General features: G+C 71.8%; 13 protein-coding genes, 1 tRNA gene and 1 pseudogene. 10 read left to right on the top strand and 5 right to left on the bottom strand.

The genetic code is table 11. The features are described 5' to 3' along the window. The 3 genes from QP090_RS02105 (at nucleotide 1) to QP090_RS02095 (ending at nucleotide 3,140) form a co-directional block, all read left to right on the top strand. The gene (locus tag QP090_RS02105; RefSeq protein ID WP_285936718.1) at nucleotides 1-1,464 is read left to right on the top strand and encodes a glutamate synthase subunit beta; all 1,464 of its coding nucleotides are present in this window, start codon (nucleotides 1-3) and stop codon (nucleotides 1,462-1,464) included. 109 nt (nucleotides 1,465-1,573) lie between these two features. Next, nucleotides 1,574-2,149 (top strand): GNAT family N-acetyltransferase, encoded by a 576-nt coding sequence (locus QP090_RS02100; RefSeq protein WP_285936717.1) that lies wholly within the window; start codon nucleotides 1,574-1,576, stop codon nucleotides 2,147-2,149. Nucleotides 2,150-2,246: 97 nt separating this feature from the next. Beyond that, nucleotides 2,247-3,140 (top strand): hypothetical protein, encoded by an 894-nt coding sequence (locus QP090_RS02095; protein WP_285936716.1) that lies wholly within the window; start codon nucleotides 2,247-2,249, stop codon nucleotides 3,138-3,140. A gap of 130 nt (nucleotides 3,141-3,270) precedes the next feature. On the opposite strand, the gene QP090_RS02090 is transcribed toward QP090_RS02095, so the two are convergent. Next, nucleotides 3,271-4,707 (bottom strand): pyridoxal phosphate-dependent decarboxylase family protein, encoded by a 1,437-nt coding sequence (locus QP090_RS02090; RefSeq protein ID WP_285936715.1) that lies wholly within the window; start codon nucleotides 4,705-4,707, stop codon nucleotides 3,271-3,273. Between the two features lie 59 nt (nucleotides 4,708-4,766). Here QP090_RS02090 and QP090_RS02085 point away from each other — a divergent pair, with 59 nt between their 5' ends. Next, nucleotides 4,767-5,036 (top strand): metal-sensitive transcriptional regulator, encoded by a 270-nt coding sequence (locus tag QP090_RS02085; RefSeq protein ID WP_285936713.1) that lies wholly within the window; start codon nucleotides 4,767-4,769, stop codon nucleotides 5,034-5,036. Between the two features lie 60 nt (nucleotides 5,037-5,096). Here the strand turns inward: QP090_RS02085 and QP090_RS02080 are convergent, their stop codons facing one another. Then, complete coding sequence (locus tag QP090_RS02080; protein ID WP_285936712.1) at nucleotides 5,097-5,807, bottom strand: DUF6597 domain-containing transcriptional factor; 711 nt, start codon at nucleotides 5,805-5,807, stop codon at nucleotides 5,097-5,099. Nucleotides 5,808-5,876: 69 nt separating this feature from the next. Between QP090_RS02080 and QP090_RS02075 the strand changes: the two genes are divergently transcribed. Together QP090_RS02075 and pyk are read left to right on the top strand one after the other, a co-directional pair. Then, complete coding sequence (locus QP090_RS02075; RefSeq protein ID WP_285936711.1) at nucleotides 5,877-6,431, top strand: type 1 glutamine amidotransferase domain-containing protein; 555 nt, start codon at nucleotides 5,877-5,879, stop codon at nucleotides 6,429-6,431. 108 nt (nucleotides 6,432-6,539) lie between these two features. Next, on the top strand, nucleotides 6,540-7,973 hold the full coding sequence (gene pyk, locus QP090_RS02070) for a pyruvate kinase (RefSeq protein ID WP_285936710.1): 1,434 nt from the start codon (nucleotides 6,540-6,542) through the stop codon (nucleotides 7,971-7,973). 132 nt (nucleotides 7,974-8,105) lie between these two features. Here pyk and QP090_RS02065 read toward each other — a convergent pair whose 3' ends face one another. The 3 genes and pseudogenes from QP090_RS02065 to QP090_RS02060 form a co-directional block, all read right to left on the bottom strand. Beyond that, entirely contained in the window at nucleotides 8,106-8,732 is a 627-nt protein-coding gene (locus QP090_RS02065) for a helix-turn-helix domain-containing protein (RefSeq protein WP_432763033.1), read from the bottom strand. Nucleotides 8,733-8,818: 86 nt separating this feature from the next. Further along, nucleotides 8,819-8,890: pseudogene (locus QP090_RS37600) on the bottom strand (hypothetical protein); the annotation flags it as partial. Between the two features lie 109 nt (nucleotides 8,891-8,999). Beyond that, nucleotides 9,000-9,073 (bottom strand) — tRNA-Leu (locus tag QP090_RS02060). A 124-nt stretch (nucleotides 9,074-9,197) separates the two neighbouring features. On the opposite strand from QP090_RS02060, the gene QP090_RS02055 reads away from it, so the two are divergent. The 4 genes from QP090_RS02055 to QP090_RS02040 all read left to right on the top strand — a co-directional run bounded on the left by QP090_RS02055 (nucleotide 9,198) and on the right by QP090_RS02040 (nucleotide 13,533). Then, nucleotides 9,198-9,788, top strand: a complete 591-nt coding sequence (locus tag QP090_RS02055) for an ANTAR domain-containing response regulator (protein ID WP_285936709.1) — start codon at nucleotides 9,198-9,200, stop codon at nucleotides 9,786-9,788. A gap of 329 nt (nucleotides 9,789-10,117) precedes the next feature. Continuing rightward, nucleotides 10,118-11,293: a branched-chain amino acid ABC transporter substrate-binding protein gene (locus QP090_RS02050; RefSeq protein WP_285936708.1), complete on the top strand. Its 1,176-nt coding sequence runs from the start codon at nucleotides 10,118-10,120 to the stop codon at nucleotides 11,291-11,293. A gap of 123 nt (nucleotides 11,294-11,416) precedes the next feature. After that, nucleotides 11,417-12,385: a branched-chain amino acid ABC transporter permease gene (locus QP090_RS02045; protein ID WP_285936707.1), complete on the top strand. Its 969-nt coding sequence runs from the start codon at nucleotides 11,417-11,419 to the stop codon at nucleotides 12,383-12,385. Continuing rightward, nucleotides 12,382-13,533: a branched-chain amino acid ABC transporter permease gene (locus tag QP090_RS02040; RefSeq protein ID WP_285936706.1), complete on the top strand. Its 1,152-nt coding sequence runs from the start codon at nucleotides 12,382-12,384 to the stop codon at nucleotides 13,531-13,533. Before QP090_RS02045 ends, QP090_RS02040 begins: the two co-directional genes overlap by 4 nt. The last annotated feature ends 1 nt before the right edge of the window (nucleotide 13,534 follow it).

Here is a 13,534-nt window from a genome sequence, read left to right as displayed (position 1 = left end):
ATGGCCGACCCGAAGGGCTTCCTGAACGTGGCGCGGGAGCTCCCCGAGCGCCGCCCGGTGGACGTGCGGATCAAGAGCTGGTCGGAGGTGTACGAGGACTTCGGCGCAGACCGGCTGGAGAAGCAGGCCAGCCGCTGCATGGACTGCGGCATCCCGTTCTGCCACGAGGGCTGCCCGCTCGGCAACCTGATCCCCGAGTGGAACGACCTGGTGTACCGCGGCGACTGGCGCGAGTCGATCGAGCGGCTGCACGCGACCAACAACTTCCCCGAGTTCACCGGCCGGCTGTGCCCGGCCCCGTGCGAGAGCGCCTGCGTCCTCGGCATCAACCAGGACCCGGTGACGATCAAGCGGGTCGAGGTCGAGATCATCGACCGGGCCTGGGCGGAGGGCTGGGTGCGCCCGCAGCCGCCCGCGGTCCGCACCGGCAAGCGGGTCGCGGTGGTCGGCTCGGGGCCCGCGGGCCTCGCCGCCGCGCAGCAGCTCACCCGCGCCGGGCACGAGGTGAAGGTGTACGAGCGGGCCGACCGCGTCGGCGGCCTGCTCCGCTACGGCATCCCCGAGTTCAAGATGGAGAAGCGGCACCTCGACCGGCGCGTCTCCCAGATGCGCGCCGAGGGCACCGACTTCAAGGCCGGCGTCAACGTGGGCGTCGACATCACCGGCGACGAGCTGCGCGCGGCCAACGACGCGGTCGTCCTGGCCGGCGGCGCCACCGTCTGGCGCGACCTGCCCGTCCCCGGCCGCGAGCTGAACGGCGTCCACCAGGCGATGGAGTACCTCCCGCCGTCCAACAAGGTGCAGGAGGGCGACCTGGAGGTCTCGCCGATCTCCGCCGCGGGCAAGGACGTGGTGGTCATCGGCGGCGGCGACACCGGCGCCGACTGCGTCGGCACCGCCCTCCGGCAGGGCGCCGCGTCGGTCACCCAGCTCGAGATCATGCCGATGCCGCCGTCGTCGCGGCCGGGCTCGCAGCCCTGGCCGACGTACCCGATGCTGTTCAAGATGGAGAGCGCCCACGAGGAGCTCGCCAGCCGGGGCGGCGACCGGGTCTACGCGGTGTCCACCACCGAGTTCGTCGGCGACGCCGACGGGAACCTGCGCGCGATCAGGCTGGTGGAGGTCGGCGGCCCCGAGACCGGCTTCGCGCCGGTCGAGGGCAGCGAGCGGGAGATCCCCGTCCAGCTCGTCACTCTCGCGATGGGCTTCCTCGGCCCGCAGCGCGAGGGCCTGCTGGAGCAGCTCGGCGTCGAGCTCGACCAGCGCGGCAACGTGGTCCGCGACGACGCCTACGCCACCACTGTCGGCGGCGTGTTCGCGGCCGGCGACATGGGCCGCGGCCAGTCGCTGATCGTGTGGGCCATCGCCGAGGGCCGCGCCGCCGCCAGCGGCGTCGACGCGTTCCTGACCGGGCGGACGACGCTGCCCTACCCGATCCCGCCGACCGCCCGTCCGATGGCCTGACGGCCCGTCCGATCCGCTAGCCTGATCGGCGATCAGACACCTTCCCGCCGCGTCCCGCCGCCCGTTCACCCGGGCGCCGGGCGCGGCGGTTCGTATGTGGGGGGACCACATGCCCGTCCGGCAGACCGACGTGACCACCTGGTACCTGGAACAGCGGGATCCGGCCGAGCTGCGCCCGGCCCGGCCGCCCGCCGACCCCGCGGGCGTCGTCCGCGCCGAGGTGCCGAGCCCCGAGCTGAGCCGCTTCCTCTACACCGCGGTCGGCGGCGACTGGTATTGGACCGACCGCCTCTGCTGGTCGTACGAGCAGTGGCACAACTGGCTCGACCGGCCCGGCGTCGAGACCTGGATCGCCTACCTGAAGGGGACGCCCGCCGGGTTCGCCGAGCTGGACCCGCAGCCGGACGGGCAGGTCGAGATCGCCTGCTTCGGCCTGCTGGGCGCCTTCACCGGACGGGGGCTCGGCGGGCAGCTCCTCACCGCCGGGACGGCCCGCGCCTGGGACCTGGCCGATCGCTGGCCCGGCCGCAAGCCCACCGAACGAGTGTGGCTGCACACCTGTTCGAACGACGCCCCCGCCGCGCTGCGCAACTACCAGGCGCGCGGCTTCCGGGTGCACGACGTCCAGACCAGGTCCGAGGCCCTCGACCACCGTCCGCCCGGCCCCTGGCCCGGCGCGCGCTGACGGTCCCGCCGGCGCCCGCCCCGGCGCCCTCCCGAGGCCCGGCGGGATTTCCCGGAGCGGGGTACGGCTGCGTGTTCATTCGCGTACCGTCCGTCATATGCCGAAGTCACACGGTCGCAAACAGTACAGGAGCAGCCGTCCGCGGGGCCGGTCGGGCGATCCGCGCAAGCAGCCCGCCGCGCACCTGACCGCCCGCTGTGAGCGGATCTTCGCGCGGATCTCCGGCATCGCCGGGCCCGGCACCGCCGCCGAGGAGCAGTCGGTGCCCCGGCTGCTGCCCTCGGTGCTGGAGCTGACCGCGGCGCAGCGCGGCGAGCCGTTCGACGACTGCCTCGCCGCCTGCGAGACGCTGCGGCACGCCTACACCCTGGTCGGCATCGCCGCCGAGACGCGCGCCGTCGACCTGTACGTGCGCGACCGCACGACCGGCTCGGGCGTGCTGCACGGCACGCCCGACCCGTCCTGGACCGGTCCGAGACACGACGGGCACTGCGCGGTGTGGCTGCCCGGGGCCCGGATGTTCGTCGACCCGACCGTCGAGCGGTTCCCCGAGGTGGCCCGGCTCGGCGTCGGCCCCGTCTTCGGCCGCTCCCTGGCCGTGCTGGGCGAGCCCGCCGCGCTGGCGCGGGCCGAGGAGGGCGCGCTCCCCGCCGGCGCCGAGCTGAACATGGACCGCGAGCACCTGCTGCTCATGTACAACGTCGCCGACGAGCGGGCCACCCGGGTCCTGCTCGGCCACCCGCGCGTCGCGAGCCGCGCCGACGACCTGCGCCGGGCCGGCGCCAACCTGGCCGGGCTGTCGCTGGAGGCGCTGCGCGTGCTCGGCTCGTGGGACGAGGCCCGCACGGGCACGCCCTACCCCAAGGTCCGCGCCTACCTGGAGGCCCTGGACGGCAGCCCCTGCCTCACCGGCGACCCCGACGTCCGCTTCCTGGTCCGGGGCCTCGGCGGCATCGAGAGGCGGCTCCGCCTCGACGAGGTCCCGCTCTGACCCGCCCCCGGAACGCCGGAGGAGTCCCGCGGGCGCCGGGGCGGAGCCCGGGGCGCCCGGGGGACGGGCCGGGAGCGGGCGGCGGTGCCGCGGCCGGTCAGAGGGCCGCGCGGACGCCGTGGGCGGCCGGTCAGAGGGCCGCGCGGACGGCGGGGCCCAGCTCGCGCACGACCTCGACCAGCAGCTCCACATCGCCGGGCGTGGTGCGCCAGTTGAGCGACGCGGGCCGGAACACCGTCATGCCCCGGAACACCGACGTCCCCGCATACACCCGGCCGTCGGCGAGGAGTGCCTCGCCGAGCCGCGCGTTCAGCTCGTCCAGCCGGTCCTCGGGCACGCCCGGCGGCCGGTAGCGGAAGCACACCACGCACAGCCGCACCGGCGCGAGCAGCTCCAGGTCGGGGGACCGCTCGACCAGCGCGCCCAGGTGGGCCGCCACGTCCAGGTGCCGCTCCACCATCTCCCGGTGGCCCTCGCGGCCGTAGGCGCGCAGCGTTGCCCAGATCGGCAGCGCCCGCGCCCGCCGCGACGACTCCGGGCCCAGCATGTTGTAGCTGATCCTCTCGTCGTCGGCCTCCGGCAGGTACGCCGCGGGCATCGCGCCGAACGCCGCGCTCATCAGCGCGGGATCGCGGACGAACGAGAACCCGCTCTCGTAGGGCACGTTCAGCCACTTGTGCCCGTCGGAGGTCACCGAGTCGGCCAGCTCGACGCCCCGCGCCAGGTGCGCCGTGCGCGGCGACAGCGCCGCGAACAGGCCGAACGCGCCGTCGACGTGCAGCCAGGCCCGGTACCGCCGGGCGAGACCCGCCATCTCGGCGATCGGGTCGGAGTCGCCGCCGTTCACCTCGCCGAGGTTGGCGACGATCACCGCTGGGGCGCCGTCCAGCGCGGCCAGCGCCGCCTCCATCGCGGGCAGGTCGATCCGTCCCGCGTCGTCGCGCGCGAACGTGCGCAGGGTGTCGCGCCCGCAGCCGATGATCTGGAGCGCCTTGCGCGTGCTGACGTGCACCAGCCCGCTGCTGAACACCGGCATCCGCGGCAGCCCGGCCAGCCCGTGCGCGCTCACGTCCGCCCCGTGCCGCTCCGCCCACCAGTACCGCGCGCAGGACAGCCCGGTCACGTGCGCGAGCGTCGCGCTCGGTGTCAGGACCGCGCCGTACGAGGAGGGTAGGCCGAACAGGTCCTTGAGCCACCGCAGCACGATCGTCTCGGTGCGGGCCGCGAACGGCGAGGCGGGCCACAGCCCGGACGCCTGGTCCAGCAGCGAGGTGATCCAGTCGCCGGCCATCGCCGCGGGCGTCGAACCGCCCACCACGTAGTGGAAGAACCGGGGGCCGGTCGAGTGGGTGCCGGTCTCCGTGCCCACCCGCAGCAGCCGCTCCACGCTCGCCAGCGTGCCGTCCCCGCGTTCTGGCAGAGGCCCGTCGAGCTCGTCCATCAGCGCGTCCCGGTCCCGGTCGTGGACGCGCCGTTCCGCCAGGGAGTCCAGGTAGGGCCCGGCCGCCCGTGCCACCACGTTGAGTGCCGCCGCGGCCAGGGGCTGTTCGTCGAGTGGATCGCTCATCCGGCCAGTGAAGATCACGAATCGGGCGGGGCCTATACCCTCAGGGGTATGGTTCCCGTATGGAGATGAAGCCGGAAATGGTCGGAGATGCGGTGGTCCGGCTGCGCCGGGCCCAGGGCCAGCTCGCCGGAGTGATCAACATGATCGAGGCCGGCGAGGACTGCCGGGCGGCGCTCACCCAGCTCGCCGCGGTCTCCCGCACACTGGACCGCGCCGGATACCGCCTCGTCGCCGGCGGCATGCGGCACTGCCAGACGGTGCGCGCGCAAGGCGGCGAGCCCCCGATGACCGACGCGGAGCTGGAGAAGCTCTTCCTGTCCCTGGCCTGACCGGCCGGCCCCGCCCCGTCCTCCGTCACCGGGACGGGGGCGATCGACGCGGCCCGCTGCTCACAGCAGCGCGCGGATCGGCTCCCCGGCCAGAGCACGGACCTCATGCGCCAGATGCGGCTGATCGGCGTAGCCCGCCGCGTACGCCACGTCCGCCAGAGGCCGCCCCGCCCGCGCCATGCCGAGGGCACGCTGGAAGCGCAGCACCCGCTGCAACGTCTTCGGCCCGTACCCGAACGCCGCGAGCGCCCTGCGCCGCAACTGCCGCTCCCCCAGGCCGAGATCATCGGCGACGGCCCGCACCGGGCTCCGCGCCAGCCCCGCCACCATCGCCGGGACCAGAGGATCACCGGCCCCGCCCGCCGCCGCCCGTGCCGCCGCCGCCCGCGCGAGCACCGCCCCCGGATCGGCGGCCCCGGCCATGGCCGCCCCCAGCCGATCGGCCTCGGCGCCCCACAACTCGCGCAACGGCACCCGCCCGTCCCGCACCGCGTCGGCGGGCACGCCCAGAGCCGGCGGCGCCAGCCCCGGCCCGAACCGCACCCCGACCAGCGCGTCACCCGGCTCGATCACCGCCGGCACCGGGCCGGTGTCGGGACCCGCCACCCGCACCTGCGCGTCCCGCCACCACCAGACCAGGTCGACGCAGCCGTCGGGCACCACCCGCTGGACGAACGGCGCCGCCGCGTCCGCCCGCAGCTCCGCCGTCCACACGCACACCAGGCCCGGCCACTGCGGCGCCGGAACCTCCCGATAGCCGCTGGGGTTCACGCCCCCTGCATACCACCCCCGCAACAGGGCAGGTCCAGGGAGGACCGACCGAGATAGAGGGGGCACCCGATGGCAACGGAGCTGAAGGACAGGACGATCGCCTTCCTGTGCGCGCCCGAGGGCACCGAGCAGGTCGAGCTCACCGAACCGTGGAAGGCCGTCGAGCGGGCCGGGGGAGCCCCGCGCCTGGTCTCCACCCAGTCCGGCCGCATCCAGGGGTACGACCACCTCGACCGGGCCGACACCTTCTCGGTCGACACCACCGTCGACGTCTCCGGCCACACCGAGTTCGACGCGCTCGTCCTGCCCGGCGGCGTCGCCAACCCCGACTACCTGCGGATGAAGCCCGAGGCCGTCGCGTTCGTCAAGGCGTTCTTCGACGCCGGCAAGCCCGTCGCGGCCATCTGCCACGCGCCCTGGACCCTGATCGAGGCGGGCGTCGTCCGCGGCCGGACGCTCACCTCCTGGCCGAGCCTGCGCACCGACCTGAGGAACGCCGGGGCCACCTGGGTCGACGAGGCGGTCCAGATCTGCGAGAGCGGCCCCAACACCCTCCTCACCAGCCGCCGCCCGGACGATCTCGACGCCTTCGGCGAGGCCGCCGTCCGGGTCTTCGCGGACTGACCGCGCACCGGTGGTCTAGACCGTTGAGCTAGACCAATCGGTGAACCTTGGACGACCGCATCCTGCACGAATATCAGTACTGGCAGGTAACTAAGTACCGTTGTGCACGTGACCCGTCGAGCGAAAATTGTCAGCACCATCGGTCCCGCCTGCTCCGGCAGCGAGCAGATCGCCGCCCTCGTCGACGCCGGCGTCGACGTCGCCCGGCTCAACATGAGCCACGGCGAGCACGCCGGCCACGAGGAGGTCTACCACCGCATCCGCGCGGCCGCGGACGCCGCCGGCCGCGGCGTCGGCATCCTCGCCGACCTCCAGGGACCCAAGATCCGCATCGGCCGCTTCCCGGACGGCCCCGTACGGCTCACCCTCGGCGACGAGTTCACCGTCACCACCGAGGACGTCCCGGGCACCCGCAAGGAGGTCTCCACCACCTACCAGGGCCTCCCCGGCGACGTCGGCCCCGGCGACAGCGTGCTCATCGACGACGGCCGCGTCGCCCTCCAGGTCGTCGAGGTCGACGGCCCCCGCGTGCGCACCAGGGTGACGGTCGGCGGCATGGTCTCCGACAACAAGGGCCTCAACCTCCCCGGCGTCCCCGTCAGCGTGCCCGCCCTCACCGCCAAGGACGAGGAGGACCTGCGCTGGTCGCTCCGCCTCGGCGTCGACATGGTCGCCCTGTCCTTCGTCCGCACCCCTGCCGACGCCGACATCTGCTATCAGATCATGGAGGAGGAGGGCGTCCGCGTCCCGCTCATCGCCAAGATCGAGAAGCCGCAGGCCGTCGACCTCCTGCCCGAGATCGTCGCCGCCTTCGACGGCATCATGGTCGCCCGCGGCGACCTCGGCGTCGAGCTCCCCCTCGAGCAGGTCCCGATCGTGCAGAAGCGCGCCATCGAACTGTGCCGCGAGAAGGCCCGCCCGGTCATCGTCGCCACCCAGATGCTCGAATCGATGATCTCCGCCCCGCGCCCCACCCGCGCCGAGACCTCCGACGTCGCCAACGCCGTCTTCGAGGGCGCCGACGCCGTCATGCTCTCCGGCGAGACCAGCGTCGGCCAGTACCCCATCGAGTCCGTCCGCACGATGAGCCGCATCGTCGAGACCGCCGAGCAGGCCGCGCTGCACGCCACCCACACCCTCGAGCGGATGCCCGAGACGGTCGGCGGCGCCATCGCCCGCGCCGCGGCTGAGGTCGGCGCCATCGTCGGCGCCGAGGGCCTGGTCGCCTTCACCATGTCGGGCGAGACCGCGCGCCGGCTGTCCCGCTACCGCTCGCCCATCCCGCTGCTGGCCTTCACCTCGGTGCCCGCCGTCCGCGGCCGGCTGGCCCACGTGTGGGGCGTCGAGACCTTCATCGTCCCCCAGGTCGACCACACCGACGACATGGTCCGCCAGGTCGAGCAGGCCCTCCTGGAGATCGGCCGCTGCCAGAAGGGCGACCGCGTCGTGGTGGTCGCCGGCTCGCCCCCCGGCACCCCCGGCTCCACCAACGCCCTGCGCGTCCACCGCATCGGCGAGGCCATCACGATGAACCAGCACTGACCCACCGCGGCCCCGGCGCCGATCCGGCGCCGATCCGGACGGGGCGACCCTCCACGCCCCGTCCCGCGCCGGGCCCCGCTCCATCACCGGATGATCTCAATTCGAGATCACTCCGGACACCGGGGGCGCCGCTCAGTACTTCGGCCCGACGAACTCGTCCAACCGGGCCACCGCCGCCCTCCGTGCGACGCTGACGTTCATCGCGTTCATCTGCCTCCAGGGCACGTCCAGCCGATCCAGCGCAGCCGTGAAGATCCGCTGGATGTCCGGCGACTTGTTGGTGAAGGTGTAGCGCGGATAGGTGTAGAAGCGATCGCCGCCCTTGAGCGGCCGCCTGACCCGGTTCAGGCTGCGGCAGCCGTCCGAGTGGATCAGCCCGCGGACGAGTTCCTCGGTGAACTCGTCGACGATCTCCTGCTGCCACGCCTCCAGCGCGATGCGACGCGCGTGCTTCTTCCCAGGCCCGTGCTGGGGGAAGAGGCACGGCCAGTGCTTGGACTGGCTGTTCACGTCGACGGCGCCGGAGACGTGGCGACGGTGGACCTTGGACCGCGGCAGGACCGCGGCCATCGAACAGGCGGCGGCTTCGACGAGTCCCGGCCAGCCGGCGCAGCAGCTCAGGGAGAGGCGGAAGCAGCCTTTGACCGTGGCGACGATGTGACCGTCGCCCAGGTAGACGCCGAGCAGATACGCGTATTTCCGGCGGTCGAGCGGGCGCCCGAAGCAGCGGGGCAGTCGCGTTTGACGCGTCCGTCCCACCGCTCCGGGAATGCGGGATCACGGCTGCCCCGCCTCGTCCCGTAGCGCCATTTGCGCACCGCCGCGACGGAGACGCCGCAGATCTGAGCGATCGTGCGGTCGGAGAACCCGTCTCTGGACAGCCGCAGAGCCTCATTGACGATCGCCGCGTCGTACATGCCCGCATCGTCGCGCCGACCACTGACAGTTTCGGGGACGCTGCGGAGAGTTCCGCTCCGGCGTGCGCGAGCCGGTGGCCGGGGGTGGTGGGGGTCGTGAGATGGAGGGTGCCCCGAGTGGGACTCGAACCCACACTGAACGGTGTTTGAGACCGCATCCTCTACCGATTGGGATATCGGGGCTTTCTATCCACAAAGTGGACATTTGTGGTGCTAGGGCAGCCCTCGTGATGTTGCCGACCTGCCGGAGACCAGGATAGCCCGTCCCGGTAGTCTCGTGCTCGTGACGGAGAGCGCTCGGCGAGTTGTGATCGCAGAAGATGAGGCCCTGATCCGCCTCGACCTCAAGGAGATGCTTCAGGAGGACGGCTACGAGGTGGTCGGCGAGGCCGGGGACGGCGAGACGGCCGTCCGGCTGGCCGCCGAGCTCAAGCCCGATCTGGTGATCCTCGACGTCAAGATGCCGGTGCTCGACGGGATCTCCGCGGCCGAGCGCATCTCGGCCGACCGGATCGCGCCGGTGGTCATCCTCACCGCGTTCTCCCAGCGCGAGCTGGTGCAGCGGGCCACCGACGCGGGCGCGATGGCCTACCTGGTCAAGCCGTTCACCAAGACCGACCTCGCGCCCGCGATCGAGATGGCGGTCAGCCGCTACACCGAGATGCGGGCGCTGGAGGCCGAGGTCGCCGGGCTCCAGGACCGGCTGGAGACGCGCAAGGTGGTCGAGCGGGCCAAGGGGCTGCTCCAGCAGGCGAACGGCTGGAGCGAGCCGGACGCGTTCCGCTGGATCCAGAAGACCTCGATGGACCGCCGGCTCTCCATGCGCGCGGTCGCCGAGGCGGTCGTCGCGGGTGCCACCGGTGGCGGAGCCGGGCAGGACGAGCCCGCCGCGGGCTGACGCACAGGCGTGGAGCGGGGCCTCAGGGCCGGGGCGCGGGACCGGCGGACCGAAAATATCACCGATCGTGACGATCGGGTCGCGCACGGGCGCCGGCGTGCGCCGGAATCGGTCACCGTGGGTCATTGTGCCTGGCGGCACGGGGGACCGGATGGGCACGGAGCCGTAACGAACGAGTAACCCTTCTATCCGGGGGTGCTGATCTGGGCTAGGCAGTCGGTGTACGACATACCTGGTCCCCGGCTGACCGTTTCCTCCTTCCGAGATTCGGTGTCGGGCAAAACTCGTACCCGATCCTCTCCCGGATCCGGATGGAAAGGTTGGGCACCTTGCGGCGCAACAAGATGAGGGTCACCGTCGCGGCGGCGGCGAGCGCGGTGCTCGCGCTCGGCCTGGTGGCGTGCAGTGACGACGGCGGCTCCGGCGGGGGTGGCGGCGACGAGGTCACCATCGGGTTCATGGGGGACCTGACCGGGGAGAACTCGGGCCTGGTCATCCCGCCCAAGCAGGGCGCCGAGCTGGCCTTCGAGCAGTACAACGCGACCAACCCCAAGGTCAAGATCAAGTTCAAGACCTACGACAGCCAGGGCAAGCCGGAGCAGGCGACCACGCTGGTCCAGGGCGCGATCAAGCAGGACAAGATCGCCGGCCTGATCGGCCCGGCGTTCTCCGGCGAGTCGCAGAGCGCCAACCCGATCCTGGACGAGGCGAAGGTCCCGAGCGTCACGCCCTCGGCGACGCAGATCACGCTGGCCGAGAAGGGCTGGAAGTACTGGCACCGGGTGGTGGCCGACGACGCGGTGCAGAGCGCGGGCGTGGGCGAGTTCGCCCTCCGGGCGCTGAAGGCCAAGAAGGTCTTCACCGTGTCCGACAACCAGGAGTACGGCAAGGGCCTGGCCGACAACGTCGGCAACGCGGTCAAGCCGAAGGGCGTGCAGGTCCAGTCCGACGCGGTGGACGACAAGGCGACCGACTACTCCTCCACCGTCAACAAGATCGTCCAGTTCAAGCCCGAGCTGGTCTACTTCGGCGGGTACTACGCGGTCGCGGGCCGGCTGTTCAAGCAGCTCAAGGAGGCCGGCTACACCGGCAAGATGATGTCGGGCGACGGTTCGCTGGCCACCGGCCTGATCGAGGGCGCGGGCGAGAAGAACGCGCAGGGCGCGCTGCTGAGCTGCGGCTGCCTGATCGACGCCGAGGGCAAGACCAACGAGAAGGCCAAGAAGTTCGCCACCGACTACAAGACCAAGTTCGGCTCCGAGGTCGCGATCTACTCGACCGAGGGCTTCGACGCGGCGACGGCGTTCATCGAGGCGGTCAAGGCCGGCAAGACCTCCACCGAGGACATCAACACCTTCCTCAAGACCCTGAGCTTCCAGGGTGTCGGCAAGCCGATCAAGTTCGACGACAAGGGCGAGCTGGCGGCGCAGGACATCTTCGTCTACGAGGTGAAGGGCAACAAGCTGCCCCTGCTCGGCAGCAGTAAGGACGCGCAGGTCTCGTAGCGAAGCGGCGGTCCGGCGCGGTGTATCGGCCGCCCGGTCCGGTGCCCCCCGGTTCCGGGGCCCCTGACGGCGCGGGAGCGGGAGCGCCACGAGCGCTCCCGCTCCTTTTTTCAAAGGCGACCAATGGCGTTCGACGACTTCATTAACCAATTCTGGCCGTCCACCGTCGACGGCTTGGCGCTCGGCGCGATCTACGCGCTGGTCGCGCTGGGCTACACGATGGTCTACGGCGTCCTCCGGCTGATCAACTTCGCGCACGCCGACATCTTCATGGTGGGCACGTTCGCCGCCCTGTGGACGGTGCAGACCCTGGGCGTCAACAGCGCCGGCGGGCTCGGCCTGATCGGCCTTGCGGTCCTCATGTCCGTGGTCGCGGGCCTGGTGTCCGGCGGCGGGGCGATGCTGCTGGAAGTGCTGGCCTACCGGCCGCTGCGCAAGAAGGGCGCGTCCCGGCTGGCGGCGCTGATCTCCGCGATCGGCGCGTCGATCCTGATCCAGCAGCTGTTCGGCACGGTCATCATCCGGTGGGTGTTCGGCACCTCCAAGGAGGGCGGCAAGCTGCCGCTGAACGAGCACTTCGTGGACCGGAGCACGGTGATCGACCTCGGCCCGATCGAGGTCAGCAACGACAAGCTGATCGTGTTCGTCGGCGCGGTGCTGATGATGGTCGCGCTGGACCAGTTCGTGAACCGGACCAAGCTCGGCCGGGGCATCCGCTCGACGGCGCAGGATCCCGAGACCGCGGTGCTGATGGGCGTGAACATCGACCGGGTGGTGTCGGTGACGTTCCTGGTCGGCGGTGTGATGGCGGGGGTGGCGGCGGCGCTGTACTTCCTGCGGTTCGAGCAGGCCTGGTACCTCACCGGGTTCCTGCTCGGCATCAAGGCGTTCACGGCGGCGGTGCTCGGCGGTATCGGCAACCTCCGCGGAGCGCTGGTCGGCGGGTTCTCGCTCGGCCTGTTCGAGATGTACGGGGCGAGCCTCTTCGGCTCACAGTGGCGGGACGTGGTCGCGTTCTCCGTGCTGATCCTGGTCCTGATGTTCCGTCCCACCGGCATCCTCGGTGAGTCTCTCCAGCGGGCGCGCGCATGAACCTGACGAAGAAGGACGACGGCGGCGCCCGGTCCGCCGGATGGTCGTTCGACGAGATCCGGGACCGGTGGGCGTCGGCGTCCGGCATTGTGCGCTGGCCGGTGTACCTGCTGCTGGTGGTGGGCGCGCTGTTCCTGCCGAGCGAGGCGATCGGCTCGTTCATGGCGCCGGGCGGCAGCGACTGGCCGACGATGCTCAGCGACCAGATCGCGATCTATGTGCTGCTGGCGCTCGGCCTGAACGTGGTGGTCGGCATGGCCGGCCTGCTGGACCTTGGGTATGTGGCGTTCTACGCGGTGGGCGGCTACACGATCGCCTCGTTCTCCACCAAGTACGGGTGGAGCTTCTGGGAGACGCTGGTCCTGGCGATCCTGTTCTCGGCGCTCGCCGGTGTGATCCTCGGGGCGCCGACGCTGCGGCTCCGGGGCGACTACCTGGCGATCGTGACGCTCGGGTTCGGTGAGATCGTCAAGCGGACGGCCGCCAACAGCTCCTACGTCAACGGGCCGCGGGGCATCCAGGACATCCCGCACCCGCCGACGCTGTCGGAGTTCGAGATCCTGGGCGTCCAGCCGCTGAAGTACGGGCTGCTGGACTCGCGGCCGTACTACTACCTGCTGCTGCTGTTCATCATCGTGACGATCGTGTTCGTCAAGCGGATGGAGGGGAGCCGGGTAGGACGGGCGTGGGCCTCGATCCGCGAGGACGAGGACGCGGCGGAGCTGATGGGCGTCCCGACGTTCAAGTTCAAGCTGGCGGCGTTCGCGATCGGCGCGGCGATCGGCGGCAGCGGCGGCGTGGTGTTCGCCGCGAAGCAGAGCTCGATCAATCCGAACAACTTCGAGTTCCTGGTGTCGGCGCTGATCCTGGCCGCAGTGGTGCTCGGCGGCTCGGGCAACATCCCGGGGGTGATCCTCGGGGCGTTCGTGGTGGCGTGGCTGCCGGAGCGGTTCCGGGAGCTCAAGGACTACCGGATGCTGATCTTCGGGTTCGTGCTGGTGCTGATGATGGTCTTCCGTCCCGAGGGGCTGTGGCCGTCGCGCCGGCGCAAGGCCGAGCTGGCCGAGGGGACCGGCGGGATGGGCAGTATGGGCGCCGAGGTGGCCGGTCCGGAGTCCGCCGGGACGAGCGCGGAGGTGGGCAAGTGAG

This window comes from Actinomadura xylanilytica (genome assembly GCF_030283145.1).
Classification (GTDB): Bacteria; Actinomycetota; Actinomycetes; order Streptosporangiales; family Streptosporangiaceae; genus Spirillospora; species Spirillospora xylanilytica.
This window is presented reverse-complemented; position numbering and strand designations above follow the sequence as displayed.

Bases quoted from the DNA above. Each gene is read 5' to 3' on its own strand.
- QP090_RS02040 (WP_285936706.1), top strand. From the start codon at position 12,382: ATGAACCTGACGAAGAAGGACGACGGCGGCGCCCGGTCCGCCGGATGG.
- QP090_RS02095 (WP_285936716.1), top strand. From the start codon at position 2,247: ATGCCGAAGTCACACGGTCGCAAACAGTACAGGAGCAGCCGTCCGCGG.
- QP090_RS02085 (WP_285936713.1), top strand. From the start codon at position 4,767: ATGGAGATGAAGCCGGAAATGGTCGGAGATGCGGTGGTCCGGCTGCGC.
- QP090_RS02105 (WP_285936718.1), top strand. From the start codon at position 1: ATGGCCGACCCGAAGGGCTTCCTGAACGTGGCGCGGGAGCTCCCCGAG.
- QP090_RS02090 (WP_285936715.1), bottom strand. From the start codon at position 4,707: ATGAGCGATCCACTCGACGAACAGCCCCTGGCCGCGGCGGCACTCAAC.
- QP090_RS02045 (WP_285936707.1), top strand. From the start codon at position 11,417: ATGGCGTTCGACGACTTCATTAACCAATTCTGGCCGTCCACCGTCGAC.
- QP090_RS02075 (WP_285936711.1), top strand. From the start codon at position 5,877: ATGGCAACGGAGCTGAAGGACAGGACGATCGCCTTCCTGTGCGCGCCC.
- QP090_RS02100 (WP_285936717.1), top strand. From the start codon at position 1,574: ATGCCCGTCCGGCAGACCGACGTGACCACCTGGTACCTGGAACAGCGG.